The organism is Achromobacter deleyi, assembly GCF_016127315.1.
Lineage (GTDB): Bacteria > Pseudomonadota > Gammaproteobacteria > Burkholderiales > Burkholderiaceae_B > Achromobacter > Achromobacter insuavis_A.
In genome coordinates this window covers 3,329,521-3,346,126 of the sequence record NZ_CP065997.1, presented here as the reverse complement: position 1 = coordinate 3,346,126, position 16,606 = coordinate 3,329,521, and the positions used below count along the sequence as shown (strand labels likewise).

The window sequence follows — 16,606 nt, the reverse complement described above, 5'->3', positions numbered from 1 at the left end:
GGAAGCATCCAACGTGACCACTCCCCTGCCCCCCGCCCGCATCATCGTTACCGGCGCCACCGGCCAGCTCGGCCGCAAGGCCCTGGCCATCCTGGCGCGCCAGCCCTGGTGCGAGCACCTGGTCGGCATCGACCTGCACGCGGACGCCAGCGTCTTCAGCCCCGAGCTGCGCGACCGCCTGACCCTGGTGGCGGCCGACCTGCAACGGCCCGATCCCGACTGGACCCGCCACTTCGCCGGGGCGGACGCTGTGCTGCACCTGGCGGCGCGCCACTCGACGCCCGACGCCAGCTGGGAAGAGGCGCTGGGCTCCTACGACATGACGCTGAACGTGCTGACCGCCGCCGCCACGCAGGGCGTGCGCCGGCTGGTGTTCTCGTCGTCCAACCACGCCATGGGCGGCTACAAGGACTTGCCGCTGGCCGCCACGATCGGGCCGGGCAAGCTCACCGCGCGCACCGAGCCCGCGCCCGGCACCCGCTGGTTCGACGGCGAACGCGAGGTGCATTCGCTGGCCTACGGCACCTCGAAGGTGATGGGCGAGCGGCTGTGCCGCGCCTATTCCGCCGTCACGCAGGGCAAGCTGTCCACCGTGATCGCGCGTATCGGCTGGATCCTGCCGGACGACAACGATCCGCGCGACATGACCTATTCCGGCGTGGCGCACCAGCGCGCGCCGGCGCCCGCATCGCTGGACGAGCCCGCCCGCCGCGCGCTGGCGTGGTTCCACAACATGTGGCTGTCCAATGGGGATTTCGAACGGCTGTTGCTCGCCACGCTGACGGCGGATGCGTCGGGCTGGCAGGACGGCAGCGTCACCGTGAATGGCGTGTCGGCCAACCAGGGCAGCGCGTGGAACGTGGCCGACGCCCGCGACAGCATCGGCTATGCGCCGCAGGATGACGTGCAGAAGCGCCTGCGCTGACCGCCGGCGCGCGCGCCGCGCTCAGCCGGGCGGGCGGGTCGAATCCCGCACCACCAGCTCGTAGCCGAGCGTGCGCACCCGCGCCTGCGGTTCGCGCGAGGCCAACTGCTCGACCGCCGCGTAGGCCATCTCGCGGATCGGCTGGCGCAACGTGGTCAGCTTGGGCCAGGTCTGGCGCGACAGCGGCGTGTCGTCGTAGCCCGCCACCGACAATTCCTGCGGCACCTTGAGGCCGCGCGCGTGCGCCGTGTACAGCACGCCCGCCGCCATGTCGTCGTTGGCCGCGAAGATCGCGGTTGGCCGCTGCGCGCGGTCGAGCAGGCGCTGGCCGCACTGCCCCCCCGAGTCGAACGAATGCAGGCCCTGCTCCACCAGCGTGGGGTCGTAGGCCACGCCCTGCTCCGCCAGCGCGTCGCGGTAGCCGTGCAGGCGCTCGCCCACCGCGCCGTGGTCGGGATGGCCGGCCACGAAGCCGATCCGGCGATGGCCCAGGTCCAGCAGGTAGCGGGTCATGTCGCGCGCCGCGGCACGATCGTCGGTGCTGACTTCCAGCCCCCGGGCACTGGGCGAACCCGGCGCCAGCCGCACATAGGGCACGTCGCCGTGGTCCAGCGCCTCGATCAGCGCGCGCACGTCGGACAACGGCGGTGTCAGCACCAGCCCGGCGCTGGCGTGCTGCCGCGCCGCCTGCACGATCTGCGCGGCCAGGTCGGGCGCGCGGTAGTCGCAGGGATGCAGCAGCAGGCTGTAGAAATAGCGCTTGCAGGCGTCGAGCGCGCCGTGCTGGATGTTGATCAGGTAGTTGTCGCTGGGATTGTCGTAGACCAGCATGATCAGGTCCGAGCGCTTGCTGGCCAGCCGGCGGGCCGACGGATTGGGCTGATATCTCAGCAAGGCGATCGCCGCCATGACCTTGGCGCGGGTCTTCTCGCTGGTGTTCGGCTCGTTGTTCAGCACCCGCGAGACGGTCTTGATCGACACGCCCGCTTCGGCCGCCACGTCATCGACGGTGACGGAGCCCTTGTCCTTGCCGGTCGCCATGCCGGGGCCCCGCTCAGCGGCCCGCGGCCTTGGCGCTCAGGCCGTTGGCCACGCCCATGTCGGTCTTGGGCACGTCGCGGATCAGCACCCGCACGTCCTCGCCCGAGATGCCGATGCTGGCGCACACGGCCTGGTTCAGCGCCGCGATCAGCGCCGACTTCTTCGCTTCGTCACGGCCCTCGATCAGCGCCGCGTCGACGCGCGCCATGGCCTTGCCGATCTCGCCCGCCACGATCACATGTTCGGCGGGGATTTCCTGCAGCACGATGCGCACGCTGGACAGCGGCGCGGCGATGCTTTCCACGACCGCCTGCGAGGCCGCCTTCAGCAACGCGGTCTTCTGGGCGGCCGAATGGCCCTGCATGATCTGGACATTCAAGATTGGCATGACGGATTCCGATATTCCGAATAGTGGCTCGCCGGCAGTCGGCGCCGGCCAGCCATCATATCCGGACTGGCCCCGGGCGCAAGCCTGGCCGCGCCGGAACCGGATCGCCATGACGGGCGGCAGCCGCCGCCCGTCCGCCTGACGGCAACCCGGACGTCAGGCCGCCTCGCCCCGCTGCGCGGGTTGCGGCTGGCCCTGCAGTTCGGCTTGCGCCGCCTGGCTGCCTTCCGCAGGCGTCTCGGCGGACATGCCGGACTCGTCCGTAGGCGCCGTCTCGGCCAGCACCGGCGTCACCAGTTCGACCACCTTCTTGCGCGACAGCATGCCGATGAACTCATCGTTCTCGCCCGTCACCGCCACCGGCTGGTCGCTGTGCACCAGCTGCGCCAGCACCTCGCCCAGGCCGGCCGTGGCCGGCACCGAGGCCAGATCCTCGACGAAGCGCGACACGTCGCGCCCGCCCTCGCGCACGGCCTGCTCGGCCGCGACCAGCGTCAGCACGCCGGCCAGGCGCTTGCCGTCCAGCACCGGCGCATACTCGTAGTTCAGCGCGCGCATGCGATCGACTGAATGGGCCGGACGCGAACGCATGGTCAGCGTCAGGCGCGCCGGGTTCACGGCGTGGGTCACGTTCAGCACCTTGGTGCGGTTCACGTCCTGCAGGAACGACTGCACGTAATCGTTGGCCGGGTTCAGCAGGATGTCTTCCGGCGTGCCTTCCTGCACCAGTTCGCCGTCCTTCAGGATGGCGATGCGGTTGCCCAGGCGCAGCGCCTCGTCCAGGTCATGGGTGATGAAGACGATGGTCTTGTTGAGCTTGGACTGCAGTTGCAGCAGCTGGTCCTGCATCTCGCGGCGGATCAGCGGGTCGAGCGCCGAGAAGGCCTCGTCCATCAGCAGTATCTCGGCATCGGTGGCCAGCGCCCGCGCCAGGCCGACGCGCTGCTGCATGCCGCCCGACAGCTGGTGCGGATACTGCTGCTCGAAGCCCGACAGGCCGACCTGTTCCAGCCATTCGCGGGCGCGCTGCTCGCGCTCGGCGCGGCCAACGCCCTGCACGGCCAGGCCGTAGGCGGCGTTGTCCAGCACGGTGCGGTGCGGGAACAGGCCGAAGCGCTGGAACACCATGCTCATCTTCTTCTGGCGGAAGGTCTCCAGGTCGCGCTTGTTCAGGCTGACCACGTCGACGCCATCGACCAGGATGTGGCCGGCGCTCGGCTCGATCAGGCGGTTGAAGTGGCGGATCAGCGTCGACTTGCCGGAACCCGACAGGCCCATGATGACGTAGATGCTGCCCTCTTCGATCGACAGGCTGATGTCGCGCAGGCCCAGCGTGTGGCCGCTTTCGGCCAGCAGCGCTTCCTTGCTCATGCCGCCCTGCGCGGCTTGCAGCCACTTCTTCGGATGCGGCCCGAAAATCTTGTAGATGTTCTTGACTTCGATCTTGCTCATCGCTGGCCTCCCATGCGCATGCGCTGTCCATACGATTGCGTGATCCGGTCGAACAGCACGGCCAGCACCACGATGCCCAGGCCCGCCAGCAGGCCGCGGCCCACTTCCAGGCGGTTGATGCCGAGCAGCACTTCATACCCCAGGCCGCGCGCGCCGATCATGGAGGCGATCACCACCATCGACAGCGCCATCATCGTGGTCTGGTTGATGCCGGCCATGATGTTGGGCAGGGCCAGCGGCAGCTGCACGCCGAACAGCTGCTGGCGCGGGTTGGCGCCAAAGGCGCGCGACGCTTCCAGCACCTCGCGATCGACCAGGCGGATGCCCAGGTCGGTCAGGCGGATCAGCGGCGGCACGGCGTAGATCACGGTGGCGATGATGGCCGGGATCTTGCCCAGGCCGAACAGCATCACGACCGGAATCAGGTACACGAAGCTGGGCATGGTCTGCATCACGTCCAGCACCGGCAGCATGATCGAACGCAGCCAGTTGACGCGCGCCATCAGCACGCCCAGGGGAATGCCGATGATGACCGACAGCCCGGCCGCCATGATCATCAGCGCCAGCGTCTGCATGCCGGCGTCCCACAGGCCGAGCACGCCGATGACGCACAGCAGCGCGCCCATGGCCAGGCTCAGGCCGATGCGGCGGCTGACCAGCCAGGCGATGACGATGGTGACGCCGACCACGGCCCACCACGGCGAGCTGCGCAGCACCTGCTCCAGCCACACCAGGGCGTGCAGCACGGGCTGGGACAGCGTCTCCAGGGTGTCGGCGTAATTGGTGACCAGGTGATCGACGAATCCGTCGATGGCCCCCCGCACCTGACGGGCGGGAATGATTTCAGGGAACATGTTTTGACTCCATTTCAGCGCGTTCGCCACGCGCCGGGCCGTGCGCCAGCACGGCATCCGGTACGGTGGCCGGGCCGGCGCCCCTCGCGGGGGGCCGGCATCGGCAAGGGCGAAAACCGCTTACAGTCCGGCGCGGGAACAAGACGTCCCGCGCATTGCCCGCGATGGCGGGCAGTCCGCCTGCCGGAGGGCTTTTTCCCCTTGGGGTCATCCCAAGGGGAAAAAGTCCAACCCGATGGTCCGTCCCGGCCAACCGGAACGGACCACCGCCGGAAAGGCGGCGGGGGTTACAGCGCGCTTTGCACGCGCCCGGCGACGTCGGCAGGGACCCACTTGGTCCAGACGTCGGGCTTGGTCTTCAGGAACCACTTGGCCACGGCGCCGGACTCGTCGCCGGTTTCTTCCATGTGGGCCAGGGTTTCGTTCATCACGGGCAGCGGCACCGAGACCTTCGACAGGAACTCGGTCAGCACCGGCGCTTCCTGCGAGAACTTGGTGTTCACCGCGGTGAAGACGGGATTGTCGGGATAGGCGCTGGGCTCGGGCTTGGCGCACTTGGGCGACGTCAGGCACTTGTGCTTGTCGGCGTCGTAGGGCGGCATTTCGAGCTTGACCAGGTCCATGGCGCCAACCAGCGGCGTGGGCGACCAGTAGTAGAAGACCACGTTCTGCTTGCGCTTGTAGGCCGACATCAGGGCCGCCTTCTGCGCCGCACCGGTGCCCGGCGAGTACAGCGTGTAGGTGTCGTCCAGCTTGAGGGCGTGGAACAGGTTGGTGCTGGTGACTTCGCAGCCCCAGCCCGCCGGGCAGCCGTAGAAACGGCCCTTGCCGGGTTCCTCGGGGTCCTTGAACTGGTCCTTGAACTTCGGCAGGTCGGCCGCGGACTTCAGTTCGGGCAGGCGCTCGGCGGTGTAGCGCGGGATGTACCAGGCCTCGCCGCCCATGTAGAGATCGCCGATCCGCTTGACGCGGCCGGTCTTTTCGGCGCGTTCCCAGGGGTCGGCGACGCTGTTCAGCCAGATCTCGGTATTGATATCCAGGTCACCGCGCTCGAGCGCGGCCAGGGCCGGCAAGGTCTCGGTGGGCAAGGTTTCGGTCTTGCAACCGTAGCCCTTTTCCATGATGAAACGTTCGACATCGACCAGGACCAGGTTGGATTCCCAGTTCATGGCGCCGAAATTGATCGGACGCTTGAGTTCGCATTGCGGCGCATCGGCGGCTTGGGCCGATCCGGCGAAGGCAAACAAGACGGCCGCGGCGGCCAGGGTCTTGACGGGGGTGAAACGCATTGGCTTTTGCCTCCATAGGTTCAGGGACACGGCGGCGCTGGTCCGGCCGTGCCATGGAGCTAAGGGGGTTGTGCGGAAGACGGGCAGAACCGCCAATACAAACCGACACTAGCAACAAGAGGATCCGCAGGGTGCGGGGTCTTGCAAGACAGGAGCCTCAAAAACGGAGTTTTCGAGAACCCACAGATAGTGAACAAACTGAAAGAAGAAGCCAGCATCTTAACCGAAATTAATGCATGACCCAACCCCAGGCCTGAACGAATCAGATACATTCAGGCCGAAAACCGTGGGGAAAAACCCTTATTCCCAAGAGGCGATTCCCCGGTTCCCCCTGGGGAATCGCCTCTCGAAAATAAAGATACATATAGTTAATATTTTGTTCTTATAAATACATTTTAGGGCCCAAAAACCCGGTTTCAAGCCTTCGGATCGGGGTCCCGATACATGTAATCGCGCCGCCATGGATAGGCCAGGTCGGGCGGATTGTCGAGCTCGTCGGGACGCCCCGTGGCCGGGTGTTGGCCCACGATCTGGTGCAGCGCGATCCAGCCGTGCTCGAAGCCCATGGCGCAACCGGCCAGATAGAGCCGATAGGCGCGCAGCGAACGCTCGCCCTGCTCGCCGCCCAGGATGCGCGCGGCCTCGGCCAGATTGGCCTCGAGCGCGTCGCTCCAGGCCCACAGGGTCCGGGCGTAGTGCGGTCGCAGGTTTTCGACGTCCACCTCTTCCAGGCCGCCGTTGGTCATGGCCTCCATGACGACGCTGATGTGGGTCAGCTCGCCGCCGGGGAAGATGTACTTCTCGATGAATTCGCCCATGCCGCTGCCCAGCTCGGCGTTGTAGACGCCGGCCGCGGTGATGCCGTGGTTCATGATCAGCCCGCCCGGCCTGAGCAGCCGGCGCAGCTTGGCGAAATAGCCTTCCAGCTGGGCCCGGCCGACGTGCTCGAACATGCCGACCGAGGCGATCTTGTCATAGGGCGCGGCCTCGTCGAGCTTGCGATAGTCCAGCAGTTCCACCCGCACCCGGTCGCCCAGGCCCTTTTCCTGGATCAGCCGGGTGACGTGCGCATGCTGGTTGCGCGACAGCGTGATGCCGGTGGCGTCCACGCCGTAGTGCTCGGCGGCCCACAGCAGCAAGCCGCCCCAGCCCGCGCCCACGTCGAGGAAGCGCTCGCCCGGCCGCAGCCGCAATTTGCGGCAGATGTGGTCCAGCTTGGCCTCCTGGGCCTGCGCCAGGTCCATGCCCGGCTCGCGGTAGTAGGCGCAGGAATAGACGCGGCGCGGATCCAGCCACAGGGCGTAGAAATCGTCGGACAGGTCGTAATGGAATTCGATCTGGCGGGCGTCGCGCTCCACCGAGTGACGCCACACCGACATCACCTTGCGCACCAGCTCGGTCAGCCAGCCGCCGCGCGCCGCGTCCACCGGCGAACCCGGCAGCAGCGCCGCGGCCGCCGCCATCACGTCGCGCATCGACCCTTCGATATCGATGCGGCCTTCGACGTAGTCCTGCCCCAGCACGCCGACGGCGCCCTCGGCCAGGTGGGCCAGCGCGGTCTTGTCGTGCGTCACGAACCGCACCCTGGGATCCGGCGGCCCGACCACGGTGCCATCGGGCAGCACCAGCTGGACAGTGACGGGCAAGGCCTGGAGCTTGCGTTCCACAACAGACAACAAAGGACTCACAGCATCTCCTCTGGAATACGTACGGACACGGACAGACTGTATCGGAAATCCCTTGCAATTTGCGTGTAAGGCAGCGCGTGATAAAGTCATTGGCTTGGTGCAAGACGCGCAATGCAGCGCGACGCACCCTGTCCCTTGCGCGATCCCCATCGCGGCCCACATGCCCCCTACCCTTTCTTCCCGCGGCGCGCTGCCGGGCTGGCTCATTCTCATGGGCGCCCTGACGGCGATCGGTCCTTTCGCCATCGACATGTACCTGCCGGCGTTCCCGACGATCGCCGTCAACCTCGGCGTGCCGCGCGGCGACGTCGAGCGCACGCTGGCGGCCTACCTGATCGGCCTGGCGCTGGCGCAGGTGTTCTACGGCCCGATGGCCGACCGCTACGGTCGCAAGCCGCCGCTGATGGTGGGGCTGGCGCTCTTCATGATCGCGTCGCTGGGCTGCGCCCTGGCCGGCTCGGTCGAGGCGCTGACCGGCTGGCGGGTGGTGCAGGCGATGGGCGGCGCGGCCGGCATCGTGATTCCGCGCGCCGTCATCCGCGACCACTACGAAACCCACGAAGCGGCGCGCGCCATGTCGCTGCTGATGCTGATCATGGGCCTGGCGCCGATCCTCGCGCCGCTGGCCGGCGGACAACTGCTGGGCATCGCCAGCTGGCGCAGCCTGTTCTGGGTGATGCTGGCCGGCGGCGCCATGCTGATGACGGCGGTCGTGCTCATCATGAAGGAATCGCTGACGCCCGAGCGGGTGGTGCCGCTGCGCTGGCACACCATCGTGCAGAACTACCGCGCCCTGTTCGCGCACCGCGGCTTCATGGCGCACAGCCTGGCCGGCGGCTTCGGCCAGGCCGGCATGTTCGCCTACATCATCGGCTCGCCGCGGGTGTTCATCGAACTGTACGGCGTCGACCCCAAGTATTACGGCCTGCTGTTCGGCACCAACGCGCTGTCGCTCATCATCTGCTCGCAGATCAGCGCGCGCCTGCTGCGCACCCACACCCCGCGCCAGCTGCAGCGCCGCGCCCTGACTGCGCTGGCCTGCGCCAGCCTGGCGGCGGTGGCGCTGACCCTGGTGGGCTGGATGACGCTGCCGCTGCTGATGGCCTGCCTGATCTGCTACATGGGCAGCCAGGGCTTCGTGAATCCCAACTCGGCGGCGCTGGCGCTGTCCGACCAGGGCAAGCGGCTGGGCGCGGCCTCGGCGCTATTGGGGACGCTTCAACTGTCGTGCGGCGCGCTGGCCGGTTTCGCCGTCAGCGCCTGGCAGACCGACAGCGCCCTGCCGCTGACGACCACGCTGGCCACCTGCGCCTGCCTGTCCTGGCTGTCGGGGCGCGTGGCGCAATCGCACCCGGCCTGAGTGCCGGGACGCGAGGCGGCCGTGCAGGGACGCAAGGCGGCCAGGACGGGGACGGAAGCCCGCCCTCGCCCGGCAGCGGAAAATGCCTGCCGAAATCGGGCCGACGCGCGCCATCCCGACGCGCCTGGCGCGGCTTGAACGCCACGCTTTTCCACGCGCCGCCGCCCGAGCACTTGATTTACCTGGATTTTTCGTATTAGAATCTACGTCTTCACATGAAGTTTCCCGTGCTGGACTACTATGCTTTGTAGTTCAACACTCTGACCCCCAAGCGCATTTTTGCGGATGGCAGGCAGCGGGTATAAGCACTGGGCGGAATCCCGAGATTTCCCCTCATCCACTAAGACTGGGTGGCCGGCAAGATGGCAAGACCTCGTGGCAAGACCACGACGATCCAAGCCTCTGATTTCATAGCCCGGCGGCTGAAACCCTGTCTACCCCCCCGGCGATGCGCAAGAATAAATGAGGTGCATCCATGGCACGCGTATGCCAAGTGACCGGCAAAGGCCCGATGGTGGGCAACAACGTTTCGCACGCGAACAACAAGACCAAGCGTCGCTTCCTGCCCAACCTGCAATCGCGCCGGTTCTGGGTTGAAAGCGAAAACCGCTGGGTGCGTCTGCGCGTCTCGGCCAAGGCCATCCGCACGATCGACAAGAACGGCATCGACGCCGTGCTGGCCGACATGCGTGCCCGCGGCGAACTGGCCTAATCGGCCCCCCGCCAATCTGACATACTAGGAGCACGACATGGCCAAAGGTATCCGCGAAAAGATCAAGCTCGAGTCGACTGCCGGCACGGGTCATTTCTACACGACCACCAAGAACAAGCGCAACATGCCCGAGAAGATGCTGATCAAGAAGTTTGATCCGGTCGCTCGCAAGCACGTTGACTACAAGGAAACCAAGCTGAAGTAATTCAGCCGGTCTCCGGAAAGTCGCAAAGGCCCTGCTTTCGCAGGGCTTTTTCATTGACGGGCCCTGCATCGCAGGGCCTTTTGCATTGGCGGGATACAAACCGGCGGGCCCGTCCCCGCCGTTTTTCTTGGCGCCCGGGCGCCGCGCATGCTTCAATTGGGCCGCAACAGCAATCGTCCATTACAAGACTCGGCTCTGGCCGGGCCTTCCTGCCAGCGATACCCGCCATGCTCCGTCCCTGCCTGACCCTGCTGCGCCGCGCGCTCGCCCCCGCGCTCCTGGCCCTGGCGCTGACTCCCGTCGCGTCCGCCAAAGACACCAAAGACAAGGAACCGCCGATCCGCATCGGCGAGATCAACAGCTACAAGGCGATTCCCGCCTTCCTCGGCCCGTACAAGAAGGGCTGGCAGCTGGCGCTGGAGGAAGTCAACGCGTCCGGCGGCGTGCTGGGCCGCAAGCTCGAGGTGTTCTCGCGCGACGACAACGGCAACCCCGGCGATTCGGTGCGCGCCGCCCAGGAACTGCTGGCGCGCGAAAAGGTGGACCTGCTGTTCGGCGGCTTCCTGTCCAACACCGGCCTGGCGCTGACCGATTTCGCCAAGCAGCAGCAGGTGTTCTTCCTGGCCGCCGAGCCGCTGACCGACAAGATCACCTGGCAGGAAGGCAACCGCTACACGTACCGCCTGCGGCCATCCACCTGGATGCACGTGGCCGCGCTGGCGCCCAAGGCGCTGGCGCTGCGCAAGAAGCGCTGGGCCATCGTCTACCCCAATTACGAGTACGGGCAATCGGCCGTGGCCACCTTCAAGGCCATGATGAAGTCGTTCCAGTCCGACGTCGAATTCGTCGCCGAGCAGGCCGTGCCGCTGGGCAAGGTCGACGCCGGCGCGGTGGTCCAGGCCCTGTCCGACGCCAAGCCGGACGCCATCTTCAACGTGCTGTTCGCCGCCGACCTGACGCGCTTCGTGCGCGAGGGCAACACCCGCGGCCTGTTCGAGAACCGCGCCGTGGTCTCGGTGCTGTCCGGCGAGCCGGAATACCTGGAGCCGCTGGGCGCCGACACGCCGTCGGGATGGATCGTCACCGGCTACCCCTGGTACGCCATCGACACCCCGGCCAACAAGACCTTCGTCGAGGCCTACCGCAAGCGCTACAACGAGACGCCCAAGGTCGGCTCGGTGGTCGGCTACGCCTCGCTCATGTCGATCGCCCAGGGCCTGAAGGCGGCTGGCGAGGTCGACACCGAAAAACTGGTCGACGCCTTCGCCGGACTGAAAGTGGACACGCCCTACGGCCCGATCCAGTACCGCAAGATCGACCACCAATCGACCATGGGCGTCTACATCGGCGTCACCGCGGTCGAGGACGGCAAGGGCATCATGAAGGACTTCACCTACATCGACGGCGCGCGCCTGCAACCGCCGGACGAACAAGTCCGCAAGATGCGCCCGCACTGATGAGCCTGTCCGGGCTGCTGTCGCAGCTGCTCAACGGCCTGGCGGACGCCAGCGCGCTGTTCCTGGTGGCCGCCGGCCTGTCGCTGATCTTCGGCGTCACGCGGGTCGTCAATTTCGCGCACGGCTCCTTCTACATGCTGGGGATCTACCTGGCCTGGAGCTTCACCCGGTATTTCGGCGATGGCCCGGGCTACTGGGCCGGGCTGCTGCTGGCGGCGCTCGCCACCGGCCTGATCGGCGCCGCCGCCGAGCTGCTGGTGCTCAAGCGGCTGTACCGCGCGCCGGAACTGTTCCAGCTGTTGGCAACGTTCGCGCTGGTGCTGATCATCGGCGACGCCGTCTTGGCGATCTGGGGCCCGGAAGACCTGTTCTCGGCCCGCGCCCCCGGCCTGTCCGGCGCGGTCGAGATCCTGGGCCGGCGCTTTCCCCAATATGACCTGCTGCTGATCGTGGCCGGCCCGGTGGTGCTGGGCCTGCTGTGGCTGCTGCTGATGCGCACCCGCTGGGGCCGCCTGCTGCGCGCCGCCGCCGAGAACCGCGACATGCTGGCCGCGCTCGGCGTCAACCAGGCCTGGCTGTTCACCTCGGCCTTCACGCTGGGCGCGTTCCTGGCCGGGCTCGGCGGCGCGCTGGCCGCGCCGCGGGTGCCCGCCACGCTCGGGCTCGACCTGGAGATCATCGCCAGCGCCTTCGTGGTCGTGGTCGTCGGCGGCCTGGGCTCGATTCCCGGCGCCTTCCTGGCGGCGGTCCTGATCTGCTGCGTCAAGGCCGTCTTCGTCTTCCTCGGTCAGGTGCAGATCGGCCCCTGGCTGTTCAACCTGTCCAAGCTCACCCTGCTGGCCGAATTCGCCGTGATGGCGGTCGTGCTGGTGGCGCGGCCGTGGGGCCTGTTGGGCCAGCCGCCGGCGCCCTCCTCGCATGCGCTGGCGGCCGAAGCCCCCATCGCCCCCGCCGGCCGTCGCCTGCGGCTGGCCTACGGCGCGTTGCTGGCGCTGCTGGTCCTGGCGCCGCTGGCGGCAGCGCAGTGGCCCTATCTGGGCATCCTGCTGACCGAAGTGCTGATCGCCGCCCTGTTCGCCGCCAGCCTGCATTTCCTGACCGGCCTGGCGGGCATGACCACCTTCGGCCACGCCGCCTGGTTCGGCCTGGGCGCCTATGGCGCGGCGCTGCTGCTGAAACTGGCGGCGCTGCCGATGGAAGCCGCCCTGCTGCTGGGCCCGCTGGCCGCCGGACTCGGCGCGGTGGTGTTCGGCTGGTTCTGCGTGCGCCTGTCCGGCGTGTACCTGGCGATGCTGACGCTGGCGGTGGCGCAGATCCTGTGGGCGCTGGCCTATCAATGGGACGAGGTCACCGGCGGCAGCAACGGCCTGATCGGCCTGTGGCCGTCGCGCTGGCTGACGCAGGGCCCCTGGTTCTACTACCTGACGCTGGCGCTGTCCGCGCTCGGCATCGCCTGGCTGCGGCGCCTGGCGTTCTCGCCGCTGGGCTACGCGCTGCGCGGCGCGCGCGATTCGGCCCTGCGGGCCGAAGCGCTGGGCATGGACACGCGCCGCGTCCAGTGGGCCGGCTTCGTGGCGGCGTCGCTGGCCGCGGGCCTGGCCGGGTCGCTGTACGCATTCTCCAAGGGCAGCATCGCTCCCGACGTGCTCGGCGTGAGCCGCTCGGTGGACGGGCTGGTGATGGTGCTGCTGGGCGGCCTGCAGACGCTGGCCGGCCCCCTGGTCGGCGCGGCCGCCTACACCTGGCTGCAGGACGCCGCCGCGCGCAGCACGGACTATTGGCACGCGGTGCTGGGGCTCGCCATCCTGGCGCTGGTGATGCTGTTTCCGGCGGGCCTGGCGGGCGCCGCCGCGCGCTGGACGCGGAGGCGCGCATGACCGCGGCCGACGCCTTGCTGCGGGTCCAGGGACTGCGCAAATCATTCGGCGGCATCGACGCGCTGGCGGACGTCTCGTTCCAGCTGGAGGCCGGCCACATGCTGGCGCTGATCGGCCCGAACGGCGCCGGCAAGTCCACCTGCTTCAACGTGCTGGGCGGCCAGTTGCGGCCCGATGCCGGCTCGGTGCGCCTGGACGGCCGCGAGCTGGTGGGCCTGCCGGCGCTCAAGATCTGCCGCCTCGGCGTCGGGCGCACCTTCCAGACCGCCGCCACCTTCCGCTCGATGACCGTGCTGGAAAACGTGCAGACGGCCCTGCTGTCGCGCGACCGCCTGTTGCTGCGCCCCAGGCGCCGCGCCGCGTCGCACCGCGCCGACGAAGCCATGGCGCTGCTGGAACAGGTGCGGATGGCCGCCCAGGCCGGCGCGCACTGCGGCGCCCTGGCCTACGGCAACGTCAAGCGGGTCGAGCTGGCCATGGCGCTGGCGCACCGGCCGAAGCTGCTGCTGATGGACGAACCCACCGCCGGCATGGCCACCAACGAACGCCACGCGCTCATGCGCCTGACGCGCGAACTGGCCGACACCCAGCGCATGGCGGTGCTGTTCACCGAGCACAGCCTGGACGTGGTCTTCAAGCATGCCGACCGCATCGCCGTGCTGGTGCGCGGCAGCCTGCTGGCCGAAGGCCCGCCGGACCGGATCGCGGCCGACGCGCGCGTCCAGGCCGCCTACCTCGGCACCGACGCGCCTGGCTGAGGCCGGCTCAGTGGCCGGCCTGCGGGCTGTCCGGCTGGCATTCCCAGAACACCCTGGCCTGGCAACCGGCGCAGATGCCCCGGTCGAGCCTGGCGTAGATGGCGTGCAGCGCGGTCGCCTTGTCAGGGAACACATGGTCCGCGCCCAGCCGCTCCAGGAAGCCGGTGCGGCGCCACATCGCCAGCACCTCGGGGCGCGGCCGGTGGAAATAGAGGTCGCCGCCCATGGCGCGGCGTGCCACCAGCTCATCCTCCCAGACCTGGGCGCCGGCCAGGTCGATGAAATTCATGCTCTTGGCCATCACCAGCAGATGGCGCGGCGCATCCGCGCCCGCGCGCAGTTCCTGCAGGCGCTGCGCCACGTGCGCGGCGGCGCCGAAATAGACCGATCCCTCCATGCGCAGCAGCTTGAGCTGGGGACATTCCGGCAATGCCTCGGGCTGCTGCGCCAGCACCACGAAACGACGGTCCAGCCCGCGCGAATCGAAGCCCATGGTGCGCATCGCGGGCCGCGAGGTGCGATGCAGGTACGCCATCAGCGACAGCACGGTGCCCAGCAGGATCGCCACCTCCATGCGAATGGTCACGGTGGCCGCCAGCGTGGCCGCGGCGATCGCGCTTTCGCCCGGTTGGGTACGGATCAGCAGGCGCCAGCGCGGAACGTCCAGCAGGGTCCAGGCCACCAGCAGCAACAGGCCCGCGATGGCCGCGTGCGGAATCCGCGCCAGCAGGGGGCCGCTCAGCGCCACCAACGCCATCAGCAGCAATGCCGAGAACACCGCCGCCAGCGGCGTCTTCGCGCCCGCCTCGTAGTTGGGAATGGAACGGTTGAGCGAGCCGCAGGACAGATAACAGGAAAAAAAGCCGCCGACCACGTTGGACAGGCCCTGCCCGACGAATTCACGGTTGGCGTCGATGCGCTGGCCCGACCGCGTCGCCACCGCCTTGGCGATGGAAATCGATTGCGCCAGCGCCACGATGGTCAATGCGAACGCCAGGCTGAGCAGATCGGGCAAGGCGCGCCAGTCGATGCGGGGCACGTGGAAGGGCGGCCACGGCTGCGCCAGGTCGCCCAGCAGCGGCACCGGCGCGGCGCCGAAGCGCGCCGCCAGTGCATTGAACGCCGCCGCGGCCAGCGCCCCAACCACCAGCCCGGCCAGCATGTAGGGCTTGCGCTTGTCCAGCCGCTTGAGCAGCAGGGCCGCGGCGATCGTCACGGCCGTCACCAGCAGCGCGCCCGCCTGCAGTTGGTCCCAATGGCCCGCCAGGCTGGCCAGCAACGCGCCGGCGCCATGCGAATCCGGCGCCGGCAGGCCCAGCGCATCCTTGAGCGCATGCACCGCGATCAGCAGGGCCGCGCCGCTGGTGAAACCGAACAGCGCCGATGGCGAAATGAAGTGCGCCAGCGAGCCCAGCCGCAGCGCGCCCACCAGCCATTGCATCAGCCCGACCAGCACCGTCACCGCCAGCGCCAGCTCGATGTAGCCCGGGCTGCCCGCCACCGCCAGCGGCGTCAGCACCGCGAACAGCGCCAGCGAATTGGCATTGGTGGGGCCGGACATGACATGGCGGCTGGAGCCGAACAAAGCCGCCACGATACAGGGCACGATGGCCGAATACAGGCCGTATTGCGCCGGCAGCCCGGCGAGCGTGGCGAAGGCCACGCCCTGCGGCAGCACCAGCAGGGCGCCGAGCAGCCCGGCCGCCAGGTCCGCGCGCAGGGTCGCGGGGCCGACTTCCGGCACCCAATCGCCAAACACGCGCGCCAACCACGCTTTGCTTCCCGCCGCCATCGCTCCCCTGCCCCGTTTTTTCCGTATTCCCGCGCGCTCAGCGCAGGAACCTGCGTTCCAGCTCGCGCATGTCCACGCCGCCCTGCAGGCCGATGATATCGCGCACCGTCGGCGGGCCGGCATGGACGGCATGCGAAAGCATGCGTTGCGGTGCATGGCGTGGCGTGTCGAAACCCGGCGCGGCTTGCCCCGGCTGCGGCCGTTTAACACTAAAAGCGGCGCGCGCCCGCCAAACGCGCGACGAGGTTCAGCCCGCCTCGCCGCCGCGCCGCGCCTTCATCGCCCGGCTGATCGCGGCCAGCGCGTCATCGCCGATCAGGCGCGCGGCCAGTGGCAGCAGTTCATCTTCTTCCCGCTGGATATGCGCCGCATAGGCCGCCGCGAACGCCTCCACCTGCGCTGGCGGCAACGCCGCGGGACGGCCCGCCGCGATCTCGTCCAGGATTCGCCGCAGCGGCGCCCACAAGGCCGCCAGCCGCGCGTGATCCGCGATCAGCCCGTCGACCAGCGCATGCAGGCAGACGGCGTCGGAACCGGCCATGGACTCGATCAGGGCCGGAAACAGGTCCTCTTCCTCGTCCTCGTGGTGGTGGATCGCGGCCGTCTGGAAATAACGCGCGACGCCCGCGGCCGCGACCTGGGCCGCATCGTCGCTGCCATGCGCCGGCAGATGCGCGGCCAGGCGCCGCAAGGTGGCGCATTGCCGCGCAATGCGCCCATGACAGGCCGACAGCAGCCCGAGGGGATCATCGGTGGTCGGCGCCGCGGCCGGCCCACCCGGAAAACTCACCGCCATGTCCCCTCCCGT

15 protein-coding genes are annotated in these 16,606 nt (G+C 68.5%); 7 read left to right on the top strand and 8 right to left on the bottom strand.

Annotation, left to right across the window (positions count from 1 at the left end; translation table 11 throughout):
• The first annotated feature begins 13 nt into the window (after positions 1 to 13).
• Entirely contained in the window at positions 14 to 925 is a 912-nt protein-coding gene (locus I6I07_RS15165) for an NAD-dependent epimerase/dehydratase family protein (RefSeq protein ID WP_198487261.1), read from the top strand.
• A 21-nt stretch (positions 926 to 946) separates the two neighbouring features.
• On the opposite strand, the gene I6I07_RS15160 is transcribed toward I6I07_RS15165, so the two are convergent.
• The 6 genes from I6I07_RS15160 to I6I07_RS15135 all read right to left on the bottom strand — a co-directional run bounded on the left by I6I07_RS15160 (position 947) and on the right by I6I07_RS15135 (position 7,637).
• Positions 947 to 1,966 (bottom strand): LacI family DNA-binding transcriptional regulator, encoded by a 1,020-nt coding sequence (locus I6I07_RS15160; protein WP_198487260.1) that lies wholly within the window; start codon positions 1,964 to 1,966, stop codon positions 947 to 949.
• A gap of 13 nt (positions 1,967 to 1,979) precedes the next feature.
• Positions 1,980 to 2,354, bottom strand: coding sequence for a tautomerase family protein (locus tag I6I07_RS15155; RefSeq protein WP_006390595.1), 375 nt, complete (start codon positions 2,352 to 2,354; stop codon positions 1,980 to 1,982).
• A 156-nt stretch (positions 2,355 to 2,510) separates the two neighbouring features.
• Positions 2,511 to 3,806, bottom strand: a complete 1,296-nt coding sequence (locus tag I6I07_RS15150; RefSeq protein ID WP_198487259.1) for a quaternary amine ABC transporter ATP-binding protein — start codon at positions 3,804 to 3,806, stop codon at positions 2,511 to 2,513.
• A complete protein-coding gene (locus tag I6I07_RS15145; protein ID WP_049072699.1) occupies positions 3,803 to 4,660 on the bottom strand; it encodes an ABC transporter permease in 858 nt (285 codons plus the stop codon). Before I6I07_RS15145 ends, I6I07_RS15150 begins: the two co-directional genes overlap by 4 nt.
• A gap of 287 nt (positions 4,661 to 4,947) precedes the next feature.
• Positions 4,948 to 5,949 (bottom strand): ABC transporter substrate-binding protein, encoded by a 1,002-nt coding sequence (locus I6I07_RS15140; RefSeq protein ID WP_198487258.1) that lies wholly within the window; start codon positions 5,947 to 5,949, stop codon positions 4,948 to 4,950.
• Between the two features lie 416 nt (positions 5,950 to 6,365).
• Complete coding sequence (locus I6I07_RS15135; protein ID WP_198487257.1) at positions 6,366 to 7,637, bottom strand: class I SAM-dependent methyltransferase; 1,272 nt, start codon at positions 7,635 to 7,637, stop codon at positions 6,366 to 6,368.
• Between the two features lie 211 nt (positions 7,638 to 7,848).
• Between I6I07_RS15135 and I6I07_RS15130 the strand changes: the two genes are divergently transcribed.
• The 6 genes from I6I07_RS15130 (at position 7,849) to I6I07_RS15105 (ending at position 14,006) form a co-directional block, all read left to right on the top strand.
• On the top strand, positions 7,849 to 8,997 hold the full coding sequence (locus I6I07_RS15130; RefSeq protein ID WP_198487540.1) for a Bcr/CflA family multidrug efflux MFS transporter: 1,149 nt from the start codon (positions 7,849 to 7,851) through the stop codon (positions 8,995 to 8,997).
• 475 nt (positions 8,998 to 9,472) lie between these two features.
• The gene (gene rpmB / locus I6I07_RS15125) at positions 9,473 to 9,709 is read left to right on the top strand and encodes a 50S ribosomal protein L28 (protein ID WP_006390601.1); all 237 of its coding nucleotides are present in this window, start codon (positions 9,473 to 9,475) and stop codon (positions 9,707 to 9,709) included.
• Positions 9,710 to 9,746: 37 nt separating this feature from the next.
• Positions 9,747 to 9,914, top strand: coding sequence for a 50S ribosomal protein L33 (rpmG, locus tag I6I07_RS15120; RefSeq protein WP_003810296.1), 168 nt, complete (start codon positions 9,747 to 9,749; stop codon positions 9,912 to 9,914).
• A gap of 227 nt (positions 9,915 to 10,141) precedes the next feature.
• A complete protein-coding gene (locus I6I07_RS15115) occupies positions 10,142 to 11,371 on the top strand; it encodes an ABC transporter substrate-binding protein (protein WP_198487256.1) in 1,230 nt (409 codons plus the stop codon).
• Positions 11,371 to 13,248, top strand: coding sequence for an ABC transporter permease (locus I6I07_RS15110; RefSeq protein WP_198487255.1), 1,878 nt, complete (start codon positions 11,371 to 11,373; stop codon positions 13,246 to 13,248). The genes I6I07_RS15115 and I6I07_RS15110 overlap by 1 nt, the downstream gene beginning before the upstream one ends.
• Positions 13,245 to 14,006: an ABC transporter ATP-binding protein gene (locus I6I07_RS15105; RefSeq protein ID WP_198487254.1), complete on the top strand. Its 762-nt coding sequence runs from the start codon at positions 13,245 to 13,247 to the stop codon at positions 14,004 to 14,006. The genes I6I07_RS15110 and I6I07_RS15105 overlap by 4 nt, the downstream gene beginning before the upstream one ends.
• Positions 14,007 to 14,013: 7 nt before the next feature.
• Here the strand turns inward: I6I07_RS15105 and I6I07_RS15100 are convergent, their stop codons facing one another.
• Both I6I07_RS15100 and I6I07_RS15090 read right to left on the bottom strand, forming a co-directional pair.
• Positions 14,014 to 15,798: a SulP family inorganic anion transporter gene (locus I6I07_RS15100; protein ID WP_198487253.1), complete on the bottom strand. Its 1,785-nt coding sequence runs from the start codon at positions 15,796 to 15,798 to the stop codon at positions 14,014 to 14,016.
• Positions 15,799 to 16,045: 247 nt separating this feature from the next.
• A complete protein-coding gene (locus tag I6I07_RS15090; protein ID WP_035359311.1) occupies positions 16,046 to 16,594 on the bottom strand; it encodes a hemerythrin domain-containing protein in 549 nt (182 codons plus the stop codon).
• Positions 16,595 to 16,606 lie beyond the last annotated feature (12 nt).